A 25,201-nucleotide genomic window follows, 5' to 3' on the forward strand; every position below is an offset into this window, starting at 1 on the left:
ATGTGCGTGCGGCTACGGAGCGCGCCCGCTACGGGTACACGGTCACGATCACGCGCTGGTAACGCGTCAGCGCGGGCGAACCATTGTCGGTAACGGCCAGTACCACGTGAATGGTCTCCGGTTTTTCCACCTTTGGAGCCACAAAAGACGTTTGCGCGGCTTTTATATCCTTTATATTAAGCGGTTCTTTGATGTTGTAACTGCCCGGCTCGGGATAGTAAATCCATTCGTAGTTCAATGTGTTACCGTCCGGATCGGATGAGCCATCGGCGTTAAGTTGCACGGTTTCACCGACTTTTGCATTGATGCGCGCACCGCCTTTCACAGCCACTTTCGGCGGGTGATTGGCCTCTTTGAAAGGTTTGATAGTCCAGTCCATCCGCGCAGCGAAATCGTGCTGGAATGCCTCACGCCAGCGCCATAATGTGGCTTTGTTGCTGGTGTGGTAGGCACCGTCGACGCCCTTCACTTCGTCCATCGCGTCGGTGTAGATCGGGCGGGTTTCGGGTTCGTAAAAATATTTAAGTGTGCGTGGCGTGTAGAGTTCATATCGTCCCCCCCAGCCGCCGTATTCGGGGTGTTCGGGGTCGTTTAGGCCATTATCCACCAATCCCAAAAACGAAGGCGTGTCGCCCTCCATGAGGAACTTGGTGAAAGGATATTCCTTACCCATCGGGCCGTGGCTGCGCACGTGTTCGTCCAGCCAGGGGTTGTCTACGATTTCAAAATTGGCACCCGAAAAGCGGCCGTGAAACTTGTCGCCGCTGATACCCGACCAGGTCGCATAATGGTACGCTCCCGCCGCATGGTAACCCGGACTGCCCACATAAAAAACGTCGGGGAAGTTTTTACGGATCCACGGACCGGTATCGTCCTGGTCTGAAATGGTATACATCCTGATTTTGGAAACGAATTTCTTCAAATCCTCGGGCGAGCGGGTCATTTTTACTTTCCAGAGCGCTTGTGCGAGACAGTTAGCGCCTCCCCAGACGGGAATCCATACCGGCCGGTCGTCCTTTTTATCTACTACTTTGATAATCCATTCAGAACCTTCCGAATCCTTGCCCTTACCCACGGCGTTCATCCCAAAATCCGGGAATGCGCTTTTAGTAATGCCAATAAGGTAATCCGCCTCGGAATAGCCTTTTTCGTGTAGAAGCAAATTGGGACGCACTTTTCGGTAAGCTTCAATAAGCTGTTTGATCTTTTCCGGCGCGACGCGTTTTTGCTGGTGAATGGAAGTCGTAGCTACCAGCCCCTCTACGTCCCATTGGTTGGAATAGGTCAAAAACCGGATCATCGATTGCGTATCGTCCGGTTCGTTTTCAATGTCTGTGAGTACCAGCACGCGATGCCTGGGCGTGGCGGCATCTGCTCCGGCCGCTCCCTGCGCCTGGGTAAAAGCGGGTGTCGCTAAGCCGATCATGGAGCCCGAAAGCAGCCACGCGGCACCACAGCACATTTGTCTTATCAGTTTCATAAATTTTGCCCAAATAACCCTATTCAAAAAAGACCTGATTCTACAACGACTCATTAACCGCCTGTTTACACTTACATAAACCGGCGCTTACTTTACGAGGCCCAGCGCCGCGGCGGCAATGCCTCCTTCCGAAATGCCATAATGATTGAAAATCTCCGTTTGGGAGCCGGTAACCGTGTATTCGTCGGGGATACCGATGATCTTGAAGCGGTTACAGAAGTTATTCTGGATTAAAAACGAAGCGCAGGCCTCACCGAGACCGCCATAAATGCTATGCTCTTCTACCGTCACGATCGGGCGACCGGTAGCGGCGATATTTTGCAAAAGTTCGTAATCCAGCGGCTTGATCGTGTGCATACTCACCACCGTGGCCGACAAATCGTGCTCGCGTTCGAGCTTTTCGGCTGCCAGCAACGCGGGCGCCACCGTTTCGCCGGTGCCGATAATGGTGATATCGCCGCCCTCGCGCACAATGCGGCCTTTACCGAATTCGAATGTCTTCTCGTCCTCCGAAAGCAAAGGCATTTGTTTCTTACCAAATCGGATGTAAACCGGCATATCGGTTTCCGCGGCCAACAAAATGGCTTGTTCGGTCTCGAAATTATCCGCCGGGGCCACTACAATGAGGTTATTAATGGTGCGCAAAACCGCGAAATCATGCAAACTGTGGTGCGTGGAGCCTAATGCGCCGTAGCTCACGCCGGCACTGATCCCGATCAGCTTCACCGGGTTATCGGAATAGGCCACATCATTTTTGATCTGTTCCAATGCGCGGGCCGTCAAAAAGCATGCGGGCGAAACGGCAAAAACCTTCTTACCGGCCGAAGCCAGCCCGGCCGCGACGCCCACGAGGTTCTGCTCGGCAATACCCACCTCGATAATCTGTTCGGGAAACTTTTGCCCGAACGGCACCAGCTTGCCGGAGCCGCGCGAGTCGCTCGTTACCACGATAATGTCCCGGTCGGTTTTCGCAAGCTGCTGCAATGTGCCCGAAAAAACTTCCAGGTTGGCGCGCTGGCTTACAGCAATGTTCTCGATAGTCGCATCCACTATTTCTTAGATTTTAATTCAAATGTCAGGTTTCCGGGAAAGGTCAGGCCAGGGTCTCTTCCAGCTCGTCCAATTCCTGTATCGCGTCGGCATACTGCTGCTTGTCAGGTACGCCGTGGTGCCATTTCAATTGATTTTCCATATAGCTCACGCCCTTACCCTTCACGGTATGCGCGATAATGAGGCTCGGCTTACCTTTTTCAAACGGTAATGCATCGAAAGCAGCCATTAGCTCATTGATATTGTGCCCATCCACATGCCGCACGGCCCAGCCGAATGCCTCGAACTTGTCATCCACCGGATCGGTATTGCACACGGCGCTGGTAGGGCCGGAGATTTGCAATGTGTTTTTATCCAAAATGGCGCACAAATTATCCAGCTTGTAATGCGAGGCCGATAATGCAGCTTCCCAATTGGAGCCTTCGGGCAGCTCGCCGTCGCCAAGAACGGTGAACACGCGGTAATCGCGCTTATCGAGCTTGCCGGCAATGGCGGTACCCACGCTGAGCGAAAGTCCGTGGCCCAATGCGCCGGTATTCTGCTCCACGCCGTGCACCTTGCGCGTCGGGTGTCCGATGTAATGCGACTGGTATTTGCACAAAGTCTCCAGATCGGTTTCCGGAAAAAAGCCGCGCGACGCGAGCACTACATACAATGCTTCCACCGTATGCCCTTTGCTCTGGATGTACCGGTCGCGGTCGGGGGAGTCGAAACGGTCGGCATCGACGTTCATCGAATAATTGTAGAGCACATTCAAAATATCGATACACGACAGGCTGCCGCCGGTATGGCCCGCTTTGGCCTGGTAGATATATTTGAGTATTTTCTTGCGGTACTCCACCGATTTCTGCGCCAGCTCCTTTTCCGACATGACTTTTAGCATTAATCCGGCATTCCTGCCGGTATTTGTAATTTTCCGATAGTTCAGGGTCAGTTTTGCGAAACCAGTTCGCGGTCGGGCAAGCGCGAGGGGTAAGGTTGCTGTGCGGGTTCTTCGAACAGTTGCACTTCCCAGCCCATGTAATTGCCCAATGCTTCTTTCAAAATGCCCGCCGTTTTCGACGCATTCATCACCACGTGGTGTTCGAAACCATTGCGGCAGATGTAATTCATCAGGTTTTGCAGGTTCGGGATCTCGGCCACGGCGCGGTTGCCGAAGGTTTTGAGCGTATCGTCCGTCAGACGGCCCTCGCCTATGTACGCCTTCATCACGCCGCGCGGGTCGTCCGTACTGATGCGCCCGTACGTGAGCGGCATCGCAGGCGTGCGCCCGGCCAGCGCACCCCAGGTATTCTCCTCTCCCACCGACGTGCCTAAAATCGGCGCCGTCGCGATTTCGATATCCGGCAAAAACGATTTCGCCCAGTTACCGCAATGAAAAAGCACGCATTTGTTATCGTCGTTGGCGTAATTGTTGTTCCAATCCACCAGTGCGCTCGGCGAGCCCGAAGCCAGCTGCAATGCATACATACTTAATGTACCCGTCACATCCACCTCGCAGCCGCTGGGCATCATGTTTTCGCTCATAATGCTCATGCTCGTGCACACATTGCAGCCATAATTCTGCTGCACCGACGTCCAGCATTGTATCGCCGTAGCATCCAATGCATTGGCTTCAATAAAATCTCCCAAAACCACATCCAGCTTCGCCATCTGGATCAACGCTTCATCCGGCGTCCGCCCGCGCGAGGCATAGGAAGTGATTTTGTCTAATCTTTTTTTCACTTTCGAATCCTGGGCATTCAGTTTATTGGCATTGCCCAAAATCTCCGACAAGTCCACAGTAACCACCGAAATGCCGTTGCGCTGCAATATTTTCTCACTGTAACGCACCGTATTGAAACCGCCCGGACGAGCGCCAATGGCGCCAATGCGCACATTGCGAAGTCCTTTGGTCACGCGGCAAACCGCTACAAAATCATTCAGATCTTTGATGAATGAGGGATCGCTCGGATGCACGACGTGTTTGGTGGTCAAAGTGTATTTGATGCCAAACTGATACAGGTTATTGCAAGCCGAAATCTTGCCGCACCACGAATCGCGGCGGCGGGCCACATCCAGCTTGTCCAGATCGTCGGGATAGCCTTGAATGAGCACCGGCACATTCAGATCCGCCAGTTTCAACGTCTCGGCAATGCCTCGTTCGTCGCCGAAATTGGGCAGCACTACCAGTACACCAATGATCTCATCCCGATGCGCCCGGAACAATGCGGCACATTTCTGCGCATCCTGGAACGTCTCGACGCCCCCGAGCTTGGTGGCTTCGGTATCGAGCATAATTCCATTGATATTCATTTTTTTCAGCAAATCAACGATCTCCACCCGCGCCTCGGCCACCAGCCGGTCCGGAAAGAAATCCCTGTTACCAATAATGACTCCAATACTTTTCATGTTCATGGTTTAAGGGCAATAGGCTGTAAGCGTTAAGCTGTAAGCCATATGCAAAGCTTTATGCTCAATATTTAAATCAAACTCTCCTCCCATTCCTCCCTCATCCCTTTCCTCCCTGGAAGGCTATTCCGCTATAATCAACTCAATCTCATTATCATGAAACAACTGCTGATGCTTCTCCTCGATCCCGGCGTCCGTAATAATGTAGTCGATCAGGGATAATGCGCCGAGGCTTGCGAATGCGCTTTTTCCTACTTTCGTCGAGTCGGCTACGAGGTAAGTCGTATCCGCGGCATCGATCATCGCCTTTTTCACCACCAGATCCGCGATACTCGGGTAGGTAAGCCCGGCTTTCAGCGACAATCCCGCCGTGGCGAGGAACAGTTTCTGCACATTCAGTCCTTTGAAAAAGTCGGCTGCTTTCTGCCCCGTGAGCGACAAGGTAGGCGGCTTGAACTCCCCTCCGGTCATGATCACCTCGATACCCGTTTCAGCCCCGAGGATCAATGCGATGTTCAGCGCATTGGTAATCACAGTCAGATGCTTGTTGCTGCCCCGCAGCTTCTTCGCGATTTCCGTCGTGGTCGACCCGGAATCGAGGATGATCGTATCGCCGTTGGAAATAAATTCCAGGCATTTGGCGGCGATCAGCTCCTTTTTATCGAGGTTTTCCTGGTTGGCCAGTGAAAAATTGCGCACCTGGTCTTCGACATTCTTCAAAAACGCCCCGCCGTGCTCCTTGATCACCAGGCCGTCCTTTTCGAGCTTGTCCAGATCCTGCCGGATCGTCACCTCGGTCACTTTAAACAGTCGCGCGAGGTCGATCACCTTCGCCGATCCGTCTTCTTTTAACAGTTCAAGTATTTTCTCCCGTCTCTGATTTGCCAGCATTGTATTAACTTTTGTTTTTTACCTAAAAATAGATGGAAAAGAAACAATTCGTCACATACCGACAAAAAATAAACCTATTCACAGCTCAAATAGAATGCTTAAACTTATCAAAAGCAAATTTACGTAAATAAAAGAAAATAAAAAGAGAAAATTGAAAATAATAATGAGTTATTGTACTACTATTTCTTTGTATAACCACAACCGTCTAATCAAGCCCGACTTTGCAATTTCCGCAAAACAACACCCAAGCACTATGAGAACACTCATTTTCACGATACTATCACTGGTTACCAGCACATTCGCAACCGCCCAGTCCGAAAAAGAAGAAAAATTACCATCCCCGTCGGTTACCGAGGACTGGTCGTTCAAACCACCGCTTGTAAAGCCGGGTGAAACCTCCACACAACCGCCATCGGACGCCATCGTCCTGTACAACGGCACCACCGACCTCGCCAAATGGGAGCACCCCGACGGCTCGCCCGTCAAATGGAAAACCGATGGCGACGCCCTGACCATCGTCCCCAAAGCGACAGACATCCGCACAAAACAAATGTTCGGAAACATGCAGCTCCACCTCGAATGGCGCACACCCGATCCATCCGAAGACAAGGACTTCAACCGCGGCAATAGCGGCGTGCTCATCATGGGCCTTTACGAATTACAGATCTACGAATCCTGGAACTACAACACCAAAATCTACTACAACGGCCAGGCCGGCAGCGTCTACAAACAACACGCGCCGCTCGTCAACGCCGCCCGTAAACCCCAAACCTGGCAGACCTACGACGTCATCTTCGAAGCCCCCGTCTTCCGGCCCGACAAAACCGTTGAAAAGCCCGCCTACATGACCGTATTTCACAATAATGTCTTGATTTTAAACCATGTAGAATTGAAGGGCCCGATGGTGTATCAAGGCTATCCGAAATACAAATACCATGACGCGAAGCTGCCATTGCAGTTGCAGGAGCACGGGAGCCGGGTGAGTTTTCGGAATATTTGGGTGAGGGAGTTGTAGTATGAAACCGGAGAATAACCCAGACATGTCATTTGGGTAAAAGATTTCATTTACTAACCCGTGGTTTTCCAAATTGAAGCGTTAACTTCAAATAGCAAACCGGTGGTTGTTGTTTCCCGTAGAGCGATCCGATCATTTTGCGCTCGTCAACCTGAGCTGGAAACAGCGCTGGACAAGTGGTATGAGGAGACGCGCAGAGCCAATTGGGCTTGTTTTGCCAGCGTAAAGTGCACATTCAACGCCACTGATTCCGTTGGCAATGATTTGTTCGTCTTCAACGTTGGTGGCAACAAGTGCCGATTAGTAGCAAGAATCAATTTTAGAAAGCGGACACTGTACATCCGCTTTATAGGTACTCATAAGCAATATGATAAATTAAATTTGTCAAAATTATAAGAAACAATATGGAAACTTTGCAATCAGAGGAAGAATACGAAGCGTCACTTGAAGAGCTTAACACTTTGATGAAAAAGGGTGAAGAGAACATATCCGACGCGGAGGCAGACAGAATCGAAGCACTTGCATTGGCCATTGAGGCATACGAAGACATCCACTACCCTTTCCCAATCCCTAAAACAATTCCTGAAATAGTCGAAAGGAAGCGTTTTGAGCTTAATCTAACACAAGCAGGCCTCGCGGAGATGCTGGGACTAGGGAAAGCAAAACTTTCTCAAATACTCAGCGGCAAACAGGAGCCGGATGTACCGTTCCTAAAAGCAGTTTATCACAAATTAGGCATCGATCCGGGAGTCCTGCTGGATAACGCATAGCATTGCGGGTACCATAACCCTGTTACAGCAAAGGCCTGCCGCAGAGCGGTGCCCTGTTTATAGAAACCAGATGTCAATACCAACGTCACGGCTCCGTAGGTGCCGCCTGTTCATGCATAGGCGGCACCTACGGAGCCGTGACGTTGAGCACCTTTGCCAATGCTACAAACAGGAAGCCCCACCGGGGCTCATCCGCTGTTGTTACATGCCTACGGCATTAAAATGCCACATACAGCACATTTTCTACCAATGTTACGTCCCTAACGGGACTGCTCTAACCGAAAATCCCGTCAGGGATGCAACATCGGTAGCAAAAACGATTACGCAAAGTTTCGAAAGTGCCGTAGGTACGCAACAACAATTCCCGGAAATGCCGCACGCTCTCAAACCATCTCCCCTCGCCGCATTTCACCTAGACGTTCCATACCTCAACATCACCTAGCCAGCGGCAACCAAACCGACATATCCCCATGCCCCCTGTTTCCCCAGGCATAATACGGCACCAGCCGCACGGGAATGGTTTTAGGCGCGTCAACGGACACTTCGCGGTACAACTTCTTGCTCCAATCCGCATTATCGACAAGCACCGCATCCCCCTGCAAGCTCATTACCGGACTGTTTTCGATGGTCAACAATGCAGGTTTGAAGTTGTTCCGCGCGCCGATCGCCACGTCGAAGATGGTTTTGCCTTTGGGTAAATCAATGGACTCCACGCAGTACACCACCGGACCGCGTTTGACGGCTACCTGGTTGCGGGTTTCTTCTACCAACGGGTTGGATTCAATCAGTTTTACGGGCATATCGAGCGTCAATTCGATCTTGTCGCCTGATTTCCAGGCGCGTTTAACTTCGGCATAGCTGCCAGAGGCGAGCTTTACAGTTTCCTTTTTACCATTCACCAACAATGAAGCATTGCTGCACCAGCCTGGAATACGAAAAAAAAGCGATAATGCTTCCTTCGGGGCCTCTTCGAGTGCCATGGAAATCTTGCCATTCCACGGATATTCAGTGGCTTGCGTCAGACGTAGCCGACCGCCTTTAACGGCTGTTTGAAATGTATTACCACCATACAAATTGAAGAAAACCCCCGCGTCGGAGAGGCTGTATGCGTACTGGCTTACCTCGGCCACCGTACGCACGGTATTGGGCGGACAGCAGTTAGATTTCGAAATGTAGGCCTGCCGGTCCTTCTCCCAGCGCTGCTTGAACGGCAATGCGTCGGAATAGGCCAATGGGTTAGTGTACAAGAACTTGTCGCCTTTGAGGTTGATGCCCGAAAGTACGCTGTTGTACAATGCAAGCTCCACGATATCAGCATATTTGGCATCGCCGGTGATTTGCAGCATGCGCCAGTTCCAGAGCACGTTGCCGATGTTGGCACAGGTTTCGTTGTGAGCAGTAAAATTGGGAAGCTGATAATCGCGGCCGTATGCCTGGTGGATTTTCTGAACTTCGTCGGGCTTGTAGCTCGTGCCGTCGGGGGAAACGCCGTCGTAAAGAGCGCCGCAACCGCCGGTGACGTACATTTTGTGTTGGGTGACGTCGTCCCACATGGCGTGCAGCTGCGCGAGAAGCGCCTCGTCACCAGTCTCCGCGTACACGTCCGCAACGCCCGCGTACAGGTAGTTGGCACGCACGGCGTGGCCCATTACCTTGGTTTGTTTCAGAAACGGAATACGGTCCTGGTTATCGTCGGTGCCCTCGGAAGCGCCTTTGATGGCGATGAGGTGCTTCACGAGCGTCAGGTATTTTTCGTCGTGCGTGGTGCGGTAGAGCTCCGAAAGGCCCATGTAATGCGCGGGGCAAATGGCATTGCGGCTTTGCTCGGGTGTAGCTGCATTGTAGAAGGTTATCAGAAAATCGGCGGCCTTTTTGGCGACTTCGAGCATACTCGTTTTGCCGGTAGCGCGGTAATGCACGCAGGCGGCGGTCATGAGGTGCCCGAAATTGTAGGCTTCGAAACTGAGGCGGTCCGCGAACATTTTGCCCTCGCCGTTCTGCTTTTGCTCGATAATGGCTTTCGTATAAATGTAGCCGTCTGCACGCTGCGCTTTGGCGATGACGGCGATGGTTTTGTCCATCAGCTCGTCCAGTTTCGGGTCCCTGGTGGCGGCGTACAGGCTTGCTACCGCTTCAAATGTCTTGTAAAAATCCCCGTCGTGGAAGGAAGGACCTTTGAAGTTACCCGGTTCCAGGCCCGCCGCGATCTCGAAATTGCGGAACGAGTGGCTCACGTTCGGGTCGGTGTAGGTTTTCCAGAGCTGGGGCACCATGGTTTCCCGACAAACCTTGAAGCGATCGGCCCAGAAGCCTTCCGTCCATTGCACGGCGTTCATGTCGGTACCGTGCAGTTTCACGAATTTACTTTGCGAAGTGTTCACAAGCGCCTTTTCCTGTGCAAATGCATGCAGCCCCAGTCCCAGCGAAAGCGCGATAATGGTTTTAGTAGTTTTCATATTTTCAAAAATCAGCCATGCATTACTAGCAGAAACTGCATTCAAAATGGCTTGGTAATCAGATAATCTATTTCAAAAACGGCCTCGGCGTCCTTCAAACCTGCATTCGGCAGATCGTACATCTGGTCGGTAGGCGTATCGGCATCGGGGAAGCGGCGGGTGTCGCCGGTACGGAATGCAATGCGGCTTACCGATTCCAATGGGGCGAAAAGCACACCGGTACCGACCTGCTTGCCATTCACTACGACGCTGTAAATGCGCGTTTCGACATTAGCCTGCACCTTAATATCATAGCGCTCGCCTTTTTTGTATTCCAAAAGCGTCTTATTCCGATAACCCGCTTTTAACCGGAATACCCCTGTCGAATCAAAAGACAAACGAATGCCCGGCGTACCCTTGGCATCCAGCAATTCAATGTCGAGCAAGCCGGTATTGGTTTGATTAGGCGTTACGGAAAATTCAGCGACCAGCTTCTTGGTTGCTGGTATCACGCGTTCCACGCGGGCGTAGTCGAAGCGATCCGAATCTTTGATAATCAATGCCTTACCATTTTTTCCCTTTCCGACATTCACCGATGCTTGCAGCGGACTGTAAATGTTCCACTCGTCTAGTTCCTTCCCGTCAGGCATTTTTGCAAAGCGGTCGGAAGCGTGCTTTTCGGCCTTATCGCGCACAGGAACAGGGATTTCCGAAACCCAGATATCCTCTTTATTCATGCTGTAAGTGACCCACAAATTGCCGTCGGGAGGTGTGCCGTCGCCCTCCGAAATGCCACGGACGTATTGCGGACCGTAGGATTTATAGTTACCGCCATAGCGCATCGAGGTGATCTCGCCGTTCACAAGCAGCAGGTTTTTGTAATTCAGACCATCATCACTCACCGAAACCGCCAGCGGCCAGCGGAATTCCGAAGGATTGTAAACCGTCGCATACTTGCCGTCCGACGTTTTTTGCCCCCAGATTTTGGCATTGCTGTTCACAAAACCCGGCGCACGTTTGGGATTGTACAGCCATGTTTTGCCTTCATTTCTACTGATGCTGGTCAATGCATTTTTCCAAAGGCCTACTACCCGACCGTCCGGCAAATGGTAGTAACTGAATGCTTTATACTCTCCTTTCAAACTGATTACCGGATCGTTACGGTCGGCTTCTTCCACCCATTGCTGCGTTACCAGTTTGTTTGCCAAAAGCTCGTCGCAGGCCTCTACAAAGCCTTTGTCCTTGCTTTCGGTATACATCGGATAGTCCGAAGGCGCTTTCCAGGAAGCATTATGCCGGATGAAATAGATCGGACCATAAGTACCATCCTTTTTGATCTCCCGCACTACCCTGCCAATGCCGTGACCGTCGTTCGGGTCGTCTTTGGCGTCCAGCACCATTCCGAAATAGGCCAGCGTGAGCAACCGGTTGCTTTTAGATATGTAAAAACCCATTCGCTGATGCATTACCGCATACAAATCCTTCGCTACACCCGGATGCCCCTCCTTTTTGGTGCCGTCGGGAATTTTATAGGGTGGGAAAATAGCCACCGGTTTCGTCCAGCTTGCGCCGTCTTTCGAGGTTTGTAAAAGCGTTTGTCCTGGCGGAATGTGCTCTCCTACCGGGTTACTGAGGTAATTCAGGTAAAATGTGTCGTTCCAGTAGGCCAGCATCGGAGCGTGGTTGTAGGTCCAGGTAATGGCCGAATCCTTGCTCGCGTCCGTGCGGTTGGCTCGTAATGTCTGGTACGAATGCACGCCAATAGCCGGGCTCAGCTGCCCGTGATGGTAGTCGACATTCACGAGCGTTTTGCCCGTATAGCGGATCGTATCCTGCGCATTCACGGCGCCTGCGGTCAGGCACAAGGCCAGTATTCCTGTCAATTCTTTTTGCATAACACTATTTTTCCAACACCAAAACCCAATCGTTCCCGTTTCTAACCTCTCCGGGCGGGTCAAATGTTTTGATTCCTTTGTTTTCAATTTTTCCTAAAACTTTCGTTTCACCCGTTCGCGGGTCAAACCAGCTTGCATTCACCTTCTTACCACCAATTTTGTCCATGTTAAGCTTCATTTCGCGGCCATTCCAGGTGTAAATCAATGCATAATCTTTACCCCGCGTTGCTATCAGGCGATCGTAACGCTCGCCGTTTTCAGCGATCAGCGACTGGTCGGGTACGCGCTCGAAGTAAGGTTTTGAAAGCATTAATTTTTTCAAATAAATCATCTGTCCAGCACCGGGATCACTGATTGCTTCTTCCCAAGAGGCAAGTTTGGATGACCCTGCGGTCGGGATTACATTCTGATTACTTGCCTGTGCTACATTCGCATTTGGCGCAGAAGCATTTGCCACACCTTTGGCGTAGCGCATCTGCATTACGCCATTGTTCCCGTACGTAAACCCGCAACCGCCCGCAAAAACCGACCAATAGGCATATCGCCGCACATCGTCGGCCGTCCAAACCGGCAGCGTTTTATCATGCAGGCCGTACCAGATGTTTTCGTACGAAGGCTCGCCGTCGAGCACGGGCTTTACGGGCGTGCGGGCGTAGTCAGTCTCAACATAGCGCCAGTTATCCTCGCCGTAACGCAAATCTTTGGCCTCATTATCCTGCGCATAAGTGCGGTGACCCGACTGGAACATATTGAAATCCAGCCATTCCCGATCATGAAACCATTTAGACGACTGCATCCGGCCAAACGGGTGAAAGGTAATGAGGTGGTTCGGGTCTTCGGCGCGTAATGTGCTGCCAATCGCCTCCCACACATCAGGAACAACGTCGCCCTGGATATCCCCGCCATTGATCCACACGATATTAGGCTTGTCGCGGTAACGGCGTGCGAGGAACTGCGCATAGGCCTTTGCCTGTGCCGCGCTCGTCCGGCCGTTCTTCACCGCATTGCCCCAAATAGGCACCATACCGATTTTAATGCCCTTTTCCGCCGCCTTACCGACGACATAATCGACGTGATCCCAGTAATCGTACGCCTCCGAATTTTCAAATGCATTCCCGTCCGTCACTTTCGGCCTGCCCAAATCGTGGTTCGACAATGCGGAATCGCCGTACACATTCACCGTCCTCAGAGCCTGCACCACCATTACCTGCACCACATTGAACCCCTTTTGCTGGCGGTCGGTGAGGTAGCGGTCGGCATCCTCTCGGGTGAGGCGGTTGAAAAGCAGCCAACCAGTATCCGCAAGCCAGAAAAAGGGCTTCCCTTCCTGGTCTGTAAAAAACCGCTTGTTCTCCGAAATTTTCAGCGACTGGCTATAAACAGGCATTGTGCCGGCGATGAGACCGGCACAAAGAAGCGTGAGGAGTTTGATGTTCATGAGTTCAGGAGTTTATGAGTTTAGAGTTGAAAGTTTAGGAGTGTAAGAGTCGAAAGTTTAGGAGTTTAAAGTTTATGAATTCAGAAACCGGCTCTGGACTCATAAACCCTAAACTCATAGACTTTAAACTCATAAACTCTAAACTCATCAACTCTCAATACCCCGCATTTTGCGTAATCTTCGCATTTTGGTCCCGGACGATGTTGGGAATTGGGAAAACGAGCTTGTTCTGCGTTACCGGCTTGCCTTTGGCGGTCAGGACGTCAACGACGCGATTGGTGCGTTTCAAATCGAACCAGCGGTGGAATTCGAAAGCAAGCTCTACGCGCCGCTCGTGCTCCACGGCCAATGCTAGGGTGTTGTATTTGGCAGGATAACCAGCTGCGCCGTACAATGGCAGCCCGGCCCGCTTGCGCACCTCGTTCAGGTAACTGGCCTCACCGGTCGCTTCCGAAAGCAGCAGCAGGAGGTCGGCATAGCGTAACACCATGAAATTGTTGTTGGCGGCGATGTTCTGGTTGATCAGCGGCGCGGTTTTGTCCTGCCATTTTTTCGGGAATTTGGCTTTGGTGAAATTGCCTTTTGCATCTGTAAAGCCCGTGTCGATCGAGGCTTCCCGGCGGCCGTCGCCTTTCTCGTATTCATTCCAGATATCCTCCACAACCTGGTTCATACCCGCGCCATAGAAGCCCAATGCATTGGAATTCGGGAAAAATCCGAGGTAATAGTTGCTGTAAGGCGCCGTCGCCGAGCCGCCCAGGTATTGGATTTCGAAGATCGACTCTTTCGTATTCTTTGTTTTAGCATCCCAAAGTGAGGCGTAGGCCGGCAGCAGCTCATATTGCTTGCTATCGTATATTTCTTTGAGCTCCTTCACACCATTGGCTTTGTCGCCGGTAGCGAGGTAAACCTTGCCCAGCAGCGCTTGTGCGGCACCTTTCGTCGCACGTCCCGAGATGGTTGCAGTGGCGGGCAGTTTGGATTTTGCCTCGGCCAGATCTTTGATAATCTGCGTATAAATCTCCGTCGAAGGCGTACGCAGGATGTCGTAGGCTTCGGCGGCGCTTACGGGGCGGGTTACCAGCGGCACATCGCCCCAGAGCTGCACCATATTATAATAGTACAACGAGCGGAGGAATAGCATTTCACCCTGTGTCTGAGCCTTGTAAGTCGCGTCGAGGTCTGCATTCTGGATTTTATCGAGAATGATATTCAGGTTGTAGATCGAGCGGTAGAAATCCTGCCAGAACTGGTACACCATTGTATTTGCAGGCGCGAGCGTGTAGTCGCGGAACTGCCATTTATCGGCCTGGTTACCCGAAATGTTGAAGATCGTAACGTTGTCTGACATCAGCTCGCCGGCGTAGGAAACCGGGCCTTGCGGGTGGTACACGGTATAAAGCGTGTTGTAGGCCGCATTGGCAGCGATGTCGAAATCCGACCTTGTTTTGTAAAAATTCTCCGCGCTCGGGTTGGATACCGGTGCCAGTTCGAGAAATGAGTCCTTGCAGCTCCAAGTGCTTGCAATTAAGGCTGCTAAGGCTATGGTTTTGATGTATTTTTTCATTGTTTTCGCGTCTAAAAATCAGCCTTAATCCCAACAGTAATCACCCGAGGCAGCGGATACGATCCATAATCCACCCCCTGAAATGCACCGGGAACGGGTGCATTACCACTGCTGTACGAGCTCGAAGTTTCCATGCTCGACGAGTAGGAAGTAGTTCCGTAAGTCGTATTCTCCGGGTCGTAACCGATGTATTTGCTCCACAAATGCACATTCTCCGCATTCACATATACCCTCGCACCGCTCACTTTCAGCTTCGAAACCCATTTCGCAGGCAACGCATACGACACGCGCACATTCCGCAGGCGTACGAACGAAGCGTCCTCGACCCAGTAAGAAGAAAACTGCTTCTGCAACCCGAGGTAGTTCACCGACGGCTTGAAATGCTTGCCGTCGCCCGGATTGCTCTCCGACCGCCAGTAGTTGTACATATCGGCAAAGAAGTTGCGACCATTGTCCCAGGTACCCAGGTAGCGCACATTGTTATTCGCAATCTCGCCGCCGAATGAACCCTGGAAGAGGAACGACAACTCAAAGCCTTTGTAACCCACCGTGTTCGTAATACCCGCAATGAAATTGGGCTGATAGTTACCGAGGGTAGTCCGGTCGGCGTCGCTGATCTTGCCGTCGCCATTCACGTCGCGCACTTTCGGATCGCCTGGCGTGGTGCTTGTGTGATGCGGGTAAGCGTCTATCTCCGCCTGGTTTTTGAAAACACCGTCGAAAATGTAGCCGTAGAAGTTTGAAACCGGCTGGCCTACTTCGGTACGCACGGTCACGACGTTGTCAACATACTGGATCGGCGCATTGCCCGGGCCAAGTTGCAGCACTTTATTGCGGTTTCTGGAAAAGTTGAAATCGGTTGTCCAGGTAACTGCGCCGGTGAGGTTTTTGCTGGAAATATTCAATTCCACGCCGCGGTTGCGCATTTTACCGATATTGGTGAGCTGAGTCGAGAAGCCGGTAATGTCGGGCACCGGCACGAAAAGCAGCATGTCACGGGTAAGCGAGTTGTAATATTCGGCCGAGAGGTTAATGCGGTTATTGAAAAGACCCACATCCACACCTACGTTGAACTGATTGGTTTTCTCCCATTTCAGATTCGGATTAGCCAGACTGCTCACTTTCAATCCATTGGCCAGGTTTTGTCCATTCACATACTGCGCCGCAGCCAGCAAGCTGATCGCGCCATAGTTAGGGATCTGGTTGTTACCCGTCACGCCGTAGCTCGCGCGCAATTTCAGGTTGTTCACCGCCGTCACACCCGACATGAATGCCTCGTCTGAAACTAACCAACCCGCTGAAACCGAAGGAAAATAACCCCATTTGTTGTTCTCGCCAAAGCGCGACATGCCATCGCGACGGATCGCACCGGTAAGGAAATAGCGGTTTTTGAAATTATACTGCACACGCGCCAGGTACGAAAGCAGCGACCATTCGCTAGCTGTGGTGTTCCCTGCGGTAACCGTTCCTGCATTTAATGTATGCACGAGGTCGTTCGGGAAGTTGTTGGCCGCCACGTACATGGTTTCGTCGCGCTGCTTTTGGCTCGTATAGCCAATCAATCCGGTGAATGCATGCTCTCCGAACTTCTTGTCGTAAGTCAAAGTATTCTCACTCAGCCAGTTCAGCATATAAGCATCACTCGCATTGCCCTGCGCGGCCAGCACAGCCGAATAGCCGTATTTTTGTTTATCATTCCAATAAAAATTGCTGCGCATATTGTAAAGGTTGCCGCTCAGGCTCGTCCTGAACCGCAGCCCGTCGATGAATTCGTATTCCAGGTAACCCGTAGCCAGTGTATTGAACGACTTTCGGCCCTTATCCACCTCGCGTGTAAGCGAGTACGGATGCCAGAGGTTCATATCCGCGTATTGTGTGAAGCGGAACCAGGTCGAGTTCGGATCTCGGAAACCGAGGTTACCGTTTTCATTGTAAACCGGGAAAATGGGGTCGCTCTGCAAGCCGAGGCTGATCACGTCGCTTTTGCCCTGCGTGCCTTCCGTACGGTCGAAAATGGAAGTTATACCAATGTTCAAACCTGCGCTAAGCCGCTTGGAAATCTGCGTTTTAAGGTTCGAACGCAATGCGAGGCGTTTGTAGTAGTTGGCATCGAGCACAGCTGTTTGATCCAGATACGCGCCGGAAAACATGTACTGTGTCTTGTCCGTACCGCCGGTAACCGTCACCTGCGCGTTGAAAGACGGCGCCGTACGGAACATCACGTCCTGCCAGTCGGTACCTTTTCCGAACTGTTGCGGATTAGTCGTAAAATCTTCCGGAATGCGCAATGTTGCAGGCCGTGCGCTGTTCGGATCGCTCGCATTGCCGCCTTGCGCGGTCCATGCATTGTTTTTGGCATCTATATAAGTCTCGATATACTGCTGCGCGTCCATCATTTTCACCCGGCGCGTCACCTTTTGCGAGCCATATTCGACGTTCGCACTCACATTCACCTTACCCGGTTTGCCGGTTTTGGTCGTCACGATAATAACCCCCGCCGATCCCCGAGAACCGTAAATAGCCGCCGAAGACGCGTCTTTCAGCACTTCAATCGACTCGATATCCTGCGGGTTGATCAGGTTCAGGTTAAAGTTTTCCAACGGCACGCCATCCACTACGATCAGCGGATTGGTACCGGCGGTGATCGAACTGATACCGCGGATTTTGATTACCGGAGAAGAACCCGGCGCACCTTGTGATTGCGAAATATTTACCCCTGGCAGTGTTCCGGCCAGCGACTGGCTAACATTGCTGAATGAACGGTCCTTGAATTTGTCATAATTAACGGAAATAACCGCACCGGTCACCGCCCGCTTGCTCTGCGTTCCGTAACCGACCACTACTACCTCTTCCAGCGATTTGTTTTCAGGCACAAGCCTTACCCCGATGTCGGTGCGCGCACCCACTGTTTCCTCCACAGATTTGTAACCCACAAAGCTGAATACCAGCACCGTAGCCTGATCTAGCACGTCGATTTGGAACGCTCCGTCCGAATTGGTGGTCGTTCCGCGCTGCGTGCCTTTGATCACGACACTCACACCCGGGAGCGGGTCGGCGTCGCTTACACCCGTTACCCTGCCCTTGACGGACAGCGTCTGCGCATGAACCGCCGGGGTTACCAGCAGGCATACCAGAATGATGCGTAAGAGTTGTTTCATAAACATTTCAAACGATTAGGGAAGTAGTGATTTTCTTTTTCTTTCTTTTTTATTCTAATTTTTACGAAAAGTAGGAAGTATTTTAGTTTAAAAAAATAGTTGCAAAGATTTTCTATCTTATTTTTATAAAAAATTGTCAAAAAGCAGTTTTTGTCACTTTGAGGTGCGTAAAACAGTCATCTTACGCTCTTTAAATCGAATCAAAAAAGACTATATTCGTAAGCATAAAATATATTTTCTAGAAATCAATGGAAAGAATTACGGCGAGGTATTACATTGAAACCCCTTATGCGGTAGAAAAAGCGGCGGCTGTGCTGGCCGGAGAGCAGTCATCCGGCACATTCGTGGCCATACCGGGCGAAACCGAAGAACTGAAAAACCGGTTCGCGGCCCGCGTTGAACATATCGAACATTTGGATACCGTTTCAGAACCCGCAATCCCGGGCGCAGTTTCACCCGATGGATTATACCGCCGCGCATTCGTGGAAGTGTCGTGGTCGGAGGAGAACTTTGGTCACAACCTCCCTACCCTCGTCTCCACATTGCAAGGGAATCTCTACGAAATCACACAGTTTACGGGGCTCAAACTGATGGATATTCATTTCCCGGAAGCTTATGCAACCAACTACCGCGGCCCGCGGTTCGGCATCGATGGGTGCCGTTCGCTAACCGGCGTTGCTACTGGCCGACCACTCATCGGGACGATCATTAAGCCGAGCGTGGGCCTCACACCGGCCCAAACCGCAGAAATCGTCGATAGACTCGCCTATGCAGGCATCGATTTCGTAAAGGACGATGAGCTCATGGCTTCCACCGCCAATTCACGCTTCGAGGATCGTGTGGATGCGGTGATGCAGGTCATCAACCGCCACGCCGACCGCACCGGCAAAAAAGTGATGTATGCATTCAACATCAGCGACGAAATGGACAGTATGCTCCATAAATACGAGTATATCGTGAAATCCGGCGGGACCTGTGCGATGATCAGTCTCAACAGCGTGGGCCTGGCGGGCGCCAAACGCATTTGCGACCTCGGTGAATTAGTCATTCACGGCCACCGCAATGGCTGGGGTATGCTGAACCGCCATCCGTTGCTGGGCATTGAGTTTCCGGCTTACCAGAAACTCTGGCGGCTCGCAGGCGTGGATCAGCTGCACGTGAATGGCATTCAAAATAAATTCTGGGAATCGGACGATTCCGTCGTGCGCTCTATCGCCTCTTGCCTCGATCCTACACCGCTGGATAAACCAGTTCTGCCGGTCGTATCTTCCGGGCAATGGGGAGGGCAGGCATTCGAAACCTACCGGCGCACGCAGACTACCGATCTCCTTTACATGGCAGGCGGGGGCATTATGGCGCATCCGGGTGGCCCTGCGGCCGGCGTAGCTGCTTTGCAGCAAGCCTGGGAGGGTGCAGTGGGTGGCCTCACGCTCGAAGCTGCCGCACGGCAATACCCCGAGTTCGGAAAGTCCGTCGAAAAGTTCGGAAAACTGCAATTCGACCGCGCATGATCCCAAACAACCTCCTGCTGGCATTCTACGGCGACGATTTTACCGGCTCCACCGACGCCATGGAAATCCTCGAACGGGCCGGTATCCATACCGCATTATTCATTGCGCCGCCCACGGAAACCGACCTTGCACGCTTCCCACACATACGCGCATTCGGGATCGCGGGCATGACGCGCGCGATGACGCCGACGCAAATGGAACAAACACTTCGGCCCGCATTCGAAGCACTTAGAACTTCCGGCGCAAGGCACATCCATTATAAGGTATGCTCTACGTTCGACTCTTCGCCAGCCATCGGCAGCATTGGCAAAGCGATCGACATTGGCACAGAGGTCTTTACCCCGCGTTTTGTTTCCCTGGTCGTTGCAGCGCCATCGCTCGGCCGCCATTGCGCATTCGGAAACCTGTTTGCCAGAATGGGCATCGGCAGTAACGGCGACATTCACCGCCTCGACCGCCACCCAAGCATGAGCAAGCACCCCACCACACCCGCCGACGAAAGCGACCTGCGGCTGCATTTGAGCAAACAAACGCAGAAATCCTCCGGCCTGATCGATATCTTACAAATTGAAAAATCCCGGGAAGAAGCGACCGCATTGCTCGAAAATACGATCAGAGCGAACGATATCGTACTTTTCGACGGCCTCTACGAGCACCAGATGCCTCGCATCGGCGCACTCATCGACCCGTACGGGAGCCATAGCAAGCCACACTTTTCTGTGGGCTCCTCCGGCGTCGAAATGGCGCTCACCGGCTTTTGGAACGCACAGGGAATCACGCAGAACCGCACCCAATGGCCCGAACCAGGCGGAGCATCGCCATTGCTCGTAGTTTCCGGCAGCTGCTCGCCCATCACAGCCCGGCAAATTGATTATGCTTTGGCACACGGTTTCGAAGAAATCGCGCTCGACACCCCCGCAATCGCCGCCGGAACGCATGACTTTCACTTTCTCGACGAAATTGAAAAGGCGATCCGGTTTATTGAAAAAGGAAAAAGCGTAATCATCCACACCAGCAAAAGCACGCAAGACGAGCGATTCATCGAAGCCAACAACACATTCAAAAACAAAGGTTTATCTCCCACTGAAATCCAAACCCTAACCTCCAAGCTTCACGGTGAAGCACTCGGAAACATTGCCCGTCAGGCCATTGCTGCCGTTCCCATTCAACGCCTTGTCATCGCCGGCGGCGACACCTCGGGCGTAGTCGCCAGGACGCTCGGCATCAAAGCGGTTGAGATGATTGCCCCATTATCCCCCGGCGCCCCACTCTGCCGCGCATTCGCGCCCGATTCGCCTGCGGATGGGTTGGAAGTTAATTTTAAGGGCGGGCAGGTTGGCGGAGAGGAGTATTTTGAAGTGGCTGCGAAAGGCTGCATTTGACATCGCTATTTGCTATCTTTGAACAAAAACACCAACATGACCGTCGGGGAATTTGAATCGATACTGCGCAAGGAGCGGATCTTCGAAGAGTTCGGAATCAGCAAATTAGGCCTGTTCGGCTCATTTGCGCGTGGCGAAAAGTATCACGACATCGATATCCTGCTCGAACAGAATCTGGATTATACAATTCGCGAAAAATTGAAAGACAAACTTCAATCACTACTCAACATCAAAGTAGACCTTGTCCCCGAAAAGTTTGCCGACCCTATCATCCTATACCGCGCTCGCCAGGATTTGAAATATGTCACACGCTAGTTCATATCGCTAAAAAAAGCCTCCCCGCATTCAGAAACGACCTGACTTCATTATTGGAAATAGAACTCAAAAGCGGCTCTTTCGACATAGAAGAACTGAAAGCCGCCCAAAGTAGTGATTTTTACAGACATATTAATTTCACGGCGTTTGCTCCGTAATTACCTCTTTCACTGCGTGATCGCCATTCTCTAAAGATCGCCGCCGCCAGTAATTCGCCAAAATAGACCCTGAAATATTCATCCACGGACTAAATACCGCTGCTGCAAGACCGACGGTACCCAGCTTCCCCATCGTACCGGCAAGGCCGGATGCCATTCCGCCATTTTGTAATCCAACTTCAAATGCCATCGTCCGCGCGGAAGCTTTGTCGAGGCCAAGGAGGCGGCTAAGCCAATACCCGAAAAAATACCCGGCCGAATTGTGCACAACAGAGACAAAAAAGAGCAAAAACCCGACTTGCAACAGATTATCGCGGCCGGCGGCAGTGGTGACGGTGGTGAAATAGATAATACCGAACATGGAGACATAAGGCATGTACCGGTCAAGGTTTTTGAATGATAATGTTACCAAATGATAAGCCAAACCTACCAGCAGGGCGCCGGCGAAGAAAGAAAGCACTTCCAGCGACTGCAAGGCCGTCTCGGAAACAGCGCCAGCAAGCAATGACCACAAACCCAGAACCAATGCCCCGAGCCACGCCAGCGAGACTGACGCTATACCATAAACGTTTCTTCGTCCGCGTGGCGAAGCAGTTTTCAGAAAGTCGTGGATCAATGCTGCGCCGATGGGCACGATGACGATTTTGATGATCTCCATCATCATGTCGAGAAAACGGATCTGAATGAGCGTTCCCGCAAGGATTTTCATTAAGAAAGGTGTCAGAAATGGTGCAGCGAGGGTGGTCATGGCGGTTACGGCCACGGAAAGGATGAGGTTGGCCCTGGCGATGTAAACCATTACATTGGAAGCGAGCCCACTCGAACAAGAGCCCAACAGAATGATACCGGCCGCGATTTCGGGGTCGAAATGAAAGATTTTAGTCAACGCAAATCCGGTAAGCGGCATAATGGTGAAATGACTGCATAGTCCTACCAGCACCCCTTTGCCCGAGGTGGCCAGCTCCGAAAAATCCCGCAGGCTCATTTGAATACCCATTCCGAACATTACAAATTGTACCACAATGAGGATCAGCCACTTATTCCTTAAATCAAAATCACCGATATGCAGGAAAGATTGCGGATAGGTCATACCCGCCACAACTGCGGCGGCGATCCATGCGGTGTATTGATAACCTTTCAAAAATGGAATGGCACCGATTCCAACGGCCCAGGCTACCGCGGCACCCAGGGCGGCTGCATTAAACAGGCCGTCCGCCTGCGTTAGCCACGCGAATACCAGCAATGCAGTGCCCAATGCAGCGAACGCCAGACATATTTTCCTGAAAATCAACATCATTACGACGGGTTGATAACCGATGCCAGGTAGCGAACGGCCTCTGGCGGGCTGGCTATGATGGGTACTGTTTTTTCCGCTTCGGACAGCGTATCCACTACGCGCGCCATCGACGCCTGTGCGAGCAGGATCACATCCACCTGCGCAGACAACTCACGCAACGCCTGCGCGACCATCTGATCATGCAGACCCGGATTTCCACTCATTAATGCCTCAAAAGCGCCTTCGCAAAGCTTGCTCGTGAGTTGAATTTCCTTGCCTGCGACCTGTGCACGGCGTTCTACGAGATCCGCGGTCGGTTCGAGCGTGGTCGGCAACGTCGCCACTACCCCAATTCTAATGCCTTTTGAAACGGCCAGATCGGCCATTGGCTGGTCGACGCGGAGCACGGGAACGGATGAAAGAGCGGCCGCGGCTTCCACGGCCCTGCCAATGGATGAGCACGTTACCAGAATACGGTCAGCGCCAGCAGCTTCGGCGGATGCTACATAGTCGACCACGCGACGCGCAGTTGCAGGCGCGAGTTTGCCTTTTGCGATAACGTCCTTGATCAGGCTGTCGTCTACGATATTGAACACATTTACGCCGGGCAGATATTCGCTGCACAATTGCTGGAAGATCGGCACGAGCGTAGCCGAGGTGTGGATCAATCCTAATGTCACGGGTTTCATGAATGCGTTTGCGGAAAAGTCAAATGGAAGCTTTTATGCGGAGCGAAACGAATATCTCTTTCGTTTATATTCTAATTGTTTCGAAATTTAATCAAACGCCGGAATTATACAAAGCAAAAAACAAAAAAAGACCGGACAGTATCCGGTCTTTTTAATCCTTTACTATCTATGTTAACCAATCAAAATCGTTGTCATTCCCGGTATTCTTTGATCCGCAGCGCCAGGTAGGGCGTCATCGGCAGGCGGATCGATGTTCTTTTCTTATCGTAAATTCGGTAATCATTGGTTTCTGCAATCTCGAAAACCTCAGGCCGCTCGTCGACGGTCATATTCCAGGTATCGATCACCTCTACCTTAAACTTCCGCCCGGCTTTTGGCCCGCCCTTTCGCGGCAGGCTGAATTCCCATTCCGGCTGCATGTTTTTACCCAAATACATGAGGTAATAACTGCTGTCGGCCCTGGAAGTATGGTGATCCTTCCAGGGATCCGATAACTCCAGCGGCCCCGGCGCTTCCTCCAATATCCTTCTCAAAAAACCAATCCTTGCCGGACTGCTACCGATCAGGCGACCGCCTTTGGCCCAAAAGATCGTATCACCGGCATTCTTGTATGTTTCCCCGTGCGTCACGTAGGTACCTGCGATCACGCCTTGCCAGAACGCCTCCGTCATTTCCTCACCACTCAAATGCCCCCAACGTTGCTGCAAATCGCCTTCATAGCACACCTCGTCATAGATCATCGGCCTGAAAAACACATCTTTCAGCAAGGTCGCGCGCCCGAAATCTTCCACGGTCGAGCCGTTTTGAATGCTGACATGCGTAAACTCCGGCTTCCAATTGTCGTAGTAAACACTTCCGTTATGGATCGAACAAAGGTGACCGTACGGGTCCGCATTCACGACGGCTTTGGTATAAATATCCCAATCGGCACGTGGTTTGGTTTTAACGTAATCAAACTCATTCGCCAGTGACCACCACACATTCCGGAACGATGCCAGGCGGGCCGTCAGGTACCGGATATATTTCAGATCGTTCTCCTTACCAAGACTGTCAAATCCCCAGTGACCCTTATCGTAGGGATGGAAAATGATCACGTCCGCTTCAATGCCCAGCTTTTTCAGGTCATCGATACGCTTTTCAAGGTGTTGGAAAAACGCCGGCTCAAACCGCGACAAATCCCATTGGAACTTCGGCTTACCTTTCGCATCCTTCGTTTCCGACTTCTTCACGTATGGATAGTAGGGCGGCTCATTCTCGACATGCGAGTAATATTTTGGAAAAACACACATTCTGACCTTGTTGAAAGGTGCATTTGCCAGCGTTTTCAAGGTAATTTCTTCCAGGCCTTCCGGCTGGTGTGTCCACGCATACAATGTAGTCCCGAAAGGATAATAGCGCTTGCCATCGGTATATTTAAAATGATAGGTATCAGCAACCTGCACCGGACCGTGATTATCCTTGCCCGGCTCCACGCAGGAGAACACACCGGCTTTACCATTCAGCGATTTATTGTTGCTGATCGTTTTATACTTCCATTCGCCAGTCTTCCGGGGCATGAAACGAACCTTGTACCGACCATTGCCATCGTAAAAACCGGCCACTTTAACTTTTTCACTAGCGTTTGAAAATTCGGCAGCCAACTCGACGTCAACAAACGGGTTACCGGTTTGCGGCCCGGCCAGTGTTATTTCGAACCGCTCCCAGCGCTCCACATTGTTCTGCCCGACAACCGAAAAAGTGTACAGAAAAAACGCTCCTACTAAATAGAAAAATCTCATGA

General features: G+C 51.7%; 19 protein-coding genes. 6 read left to right on the forward strand and 13 right to left on the reverse strand.

The genetic code is table 11. The features are described from left to right. Positions 1-28: 28 nt before the first annotated feature. From BLQ88_RS29205 to BLQ88_RS29225, 5 genes are all read right to left on the reverse strand, one after another. A complete protein-coding gene (locus BLQ88_RS29205; protein ID WP_090156559.1) occupies positions 29-1,480 on the reverse strand; it encodes a DUF1593 domain-containing protein in 1,452 nt (483 codons plus the stop codon). A gap of 87 nt (positions 1,481-1,567) precedes the next feature. After that, entirely contained in the window at positions 1,568-2,530 is a 963-nt protein-coding gene (locus tag BLQ88_RS29210; protein WP_090156560.1) for a transketolase family protein, read from the reverse strand. Positions 2,531-2,573: 43 nt separating this feature from the next. Then, positions 2,574-3,401 carry a transketolase gene (locus BLQ88_RS29215; protein WP_090156561.1) on the reverse strand — a complete coding sequence of 276 codons (828 nt, stop codon included), beginning with the start codon at positions 3,399-3,401 and terminating at the stop codon, positions 2,574-2,576. A gap of 59 nt (positions 3,402-3,460) precedes the next feature. Next, positions 3,461-4,921, reverse strand: a complete 1,461-nt coding sequence (locus BLQ88_RS29220; protein ID WP_374754783.1) for an L-fucose/L-arabinose isomerase family protein — start codon at positions 4,919-4,921, stop codon at positions 3,461-3,463. Between the two features lie 123 nt (positions 4,922-5,044). Next, a complete protein-coding gene (locus BLQ88_RS29225) occupies positions 5,045-5,812 on the reverse strand; it encodes a DeoR/GlpR family DNA-binding transcription regulator (protein WP_090156563.1) in 768 nt (255 codons plus the stop codon). A 253-nt stretch (positions 5,813-6,065) separates the two neighbouring features. Between BLQ88_RS29225 and BLQ88_RS29230 the strand changes: the two genes are divergently transcribed. From BLQ88_RS29230 to BLQ88_RS29240, 3 genes are all read left to right on the forward strand, one after another. Next, positions 6,066-6,827, forward strand: coding sequence for a 3-keto-disaccharide hydrolase (locus tag BLQ88_RS29230; protein ID WP_090156564.1), 762 nt, complete (start codon positions 6,066-6,068; stop codon positions 6,825-6,827). Positions 6,828-6,929: 102 nt separating this feature from the next. Beyond that, positions 6,930-7,223 carry a type II toxin-antitoxin system HigB family toxin gene (locus BLQ88_RS29235; RefSeq protein ID WP_090156630.1) on the forward strand — a complete coding sequence of 98 codons (294 nt, stop codon included), beginning with the start codon at positions 6,930-6,932 and terminating at the stop codon, positions 7,221-7,223. A gap of 8 nt (positions 7,224-7,231) precedes the next feature. Next, the gene (locus BLQ88_RS29240; RefSeq protein WP_090156565.1) at positions 7,232-7,597 is read left to right on the forward strand and encodes a helix-turn-helix domain-containing protein; all 366 of its coding nucleotides are present in this window, start codon (positions 7,232-7,234) and stop codon (positions 7,595-7,597) included. Between the two features lie 434 nt (positions 7,598-8,031). Here BLQ88_RS29240 and BLQ88_RS29245 read toward each other — a convergent pair whose 3' ends face one another. The 5 genes from BLQ88_RS29245 to BLQ88_RS29265 form a co-directional block, all read right to left on the reverse strand. Further along, entirely contained in the window at positions 8,032-10,053 is a 2,022-nt protein-coding gene (locus tag BLQ88_RS29245) for an aceric acid hydrolase (RefSeq protein ID WP_090156631.1), read from the reverse strand. 41 nt (positions 10,054-10,094) lie between these two features. After that, the gene (locus BLQ88_RS29250) at positions 10,095-11,927 is read right to left on the reverse strand and encodes a sialidase/neuraminidase family protein (RefSeq protein ID WP_090156566.1); all 1,833 of its coding nucleotides are present in this window, start codon (positions 11,925-11,927) and stop codon (positions 10,095-10,097) included. A gap of 4 nt (positions 11,928-11,931) precedes the next feature. Further along, positions 11,932-13,365, reverse strand: coding sequence for a glycoside hydrolase family 140 protein (locus BLQ88_RS29255; RefSeq protein WP_090156567.1), 1,434 nt, complete (start codon positions 13,363-13,365; stop codon positions 11,932-11,934). 154 nt (positions 13,366-13,519) lie between these two features. Next, positions 13,520-14,932 carry a RagB/SusD family nutrient uptake outer membrane protein gene (locus tag BLQ88_RS29260; protein WP_090156568.1) on the reverse strand — a complete coding sequence of 471 codons (1,413 nt, stop codon included), beginning with the start codon at positions 14,930-14,932 and terminating at the stop codon, positions 13,520-13,522. An 11-nt stretch (positions 14,933-14,943) separates the two neighbouring features. Beyond that, complete coding sequence (locus BLQ88_RS29265) at positions 14,944-18,090, reverse strand: SusC/RagA family TonB-linked outer membrane protein (protein ID WP_229212915.1); 3,147 nt, start codon at positions 18,088-18,090, stop codon at positions 14,944-14,946. Between the two features lie 248 nt (positions 18,091-18,338). On the opposite strand from BLQ88_RS29265, the gene BLQ88_RS29270 reads away from it, so the two are divergent. The 3 genes from BLQ88_RS29270 to BLQ88_RS29280 are packed head-to-tail and all read left to right on the forward strand — an operon-like array spanning position 18,339 to position 21,298. Continuing rightward, a complete protein-coding gene (locus tag BLQ88_RS29270; protein WP_090156570.1) occupies positions 18,339-19,601 on the forward strand; it encodes a ribulose-bisphosphate carboxylase large subunit family protein in 1,263 nt (420 codons plus the stop codon). After that, positions 19,598-20,983, forward strand: coding sequence for a four-carbon acid sugar kinase family protein (locus BLQ88_RS29275; RefSeq protein WP_090156571.1), 1,386 nt, complete (start codon positions 19,598-19,600; stop codon positions 20,981-20,983). The genes BLQ88_RS29270 and BLQ88_RS29275 overlap by 4 nt, the downstream gene beginning before the upstream one ends. A 36-nt stretch (positions 20,984-21,019) precedes the next feature. Next, positions 21,020-21,298 carry a nucleotidyltransferase family protein gene (locus BLQ88_RS29280; protein WP_090156632.1) on the forward strand — a complete coding sequence of 93 codons (279 nt, stop codon included), beginning with the start codon at positions 21,020-21,022 and terminating at the stop codon, positions 21,296-21,298. Between the two features lie 138 nt (positions 21,299-21,436). Here the strand turns inward: BLQ88_RS29280 and BLQ88_RS29285 are convergent, their stop codons facing one another. The 3 genes from BLQ88_RS29285 to BLQ88_RS29295 all read right to left on the reverse strand — a co-directional run bounded on the left by BLQ88_RS29285 (position 21,437) and on the right by BLQ88_RS29295 (position 25,199). Continuing rightward, positions 21,437-22,753 (reverse strand): bile acid:sodium symporter family protein, encoded by a 1,317-nt coding sequence (locus BLQ88_RS29285; protein WP_229212916.1) that lies wholly within the window; start codon positions 22,751-22,753, stop codon positions 21,437-21,439. Beyond that, positions 22,753-23,421, reverse strand: a complete 669-nt coding sequence (locus tag BLQ88_RS29290) for an aspartate/glutamate racemase family protein (protein ID WP_090156573.1) — start codon at positions 23,419-23,421, stop codon at positions 22,753-22,755. The genes BLQ88_RS29285 and BLQ88_RS29290 overlap by 1 nt, the downstream gene beginning before the upstream one ends. 191 nt (positions 23,422-23,612) lie before the next feature. After that, positions 23,613-25,199, reverse strand: coding sequence for a DUF5060 domain-containing protein (locus tag BLQ88_RS29295; RefSeq protein WP_229212917.1), 1,587 nt, complete (start codon positions 25,197-25,199; stop codon positions 23,613-23,615). Between the last annotated feature and the right edge of the window lie 2 nt (positions 25,200-25,201).

The organism is Dyadobacter soli (assembly GCF_900101885.1).
GTDB lineage: Bacteria > Bacteroidota > Bacteroidia > Cytophagales > Spirosomataceae > Dyadobacter > Dyadobacter soli.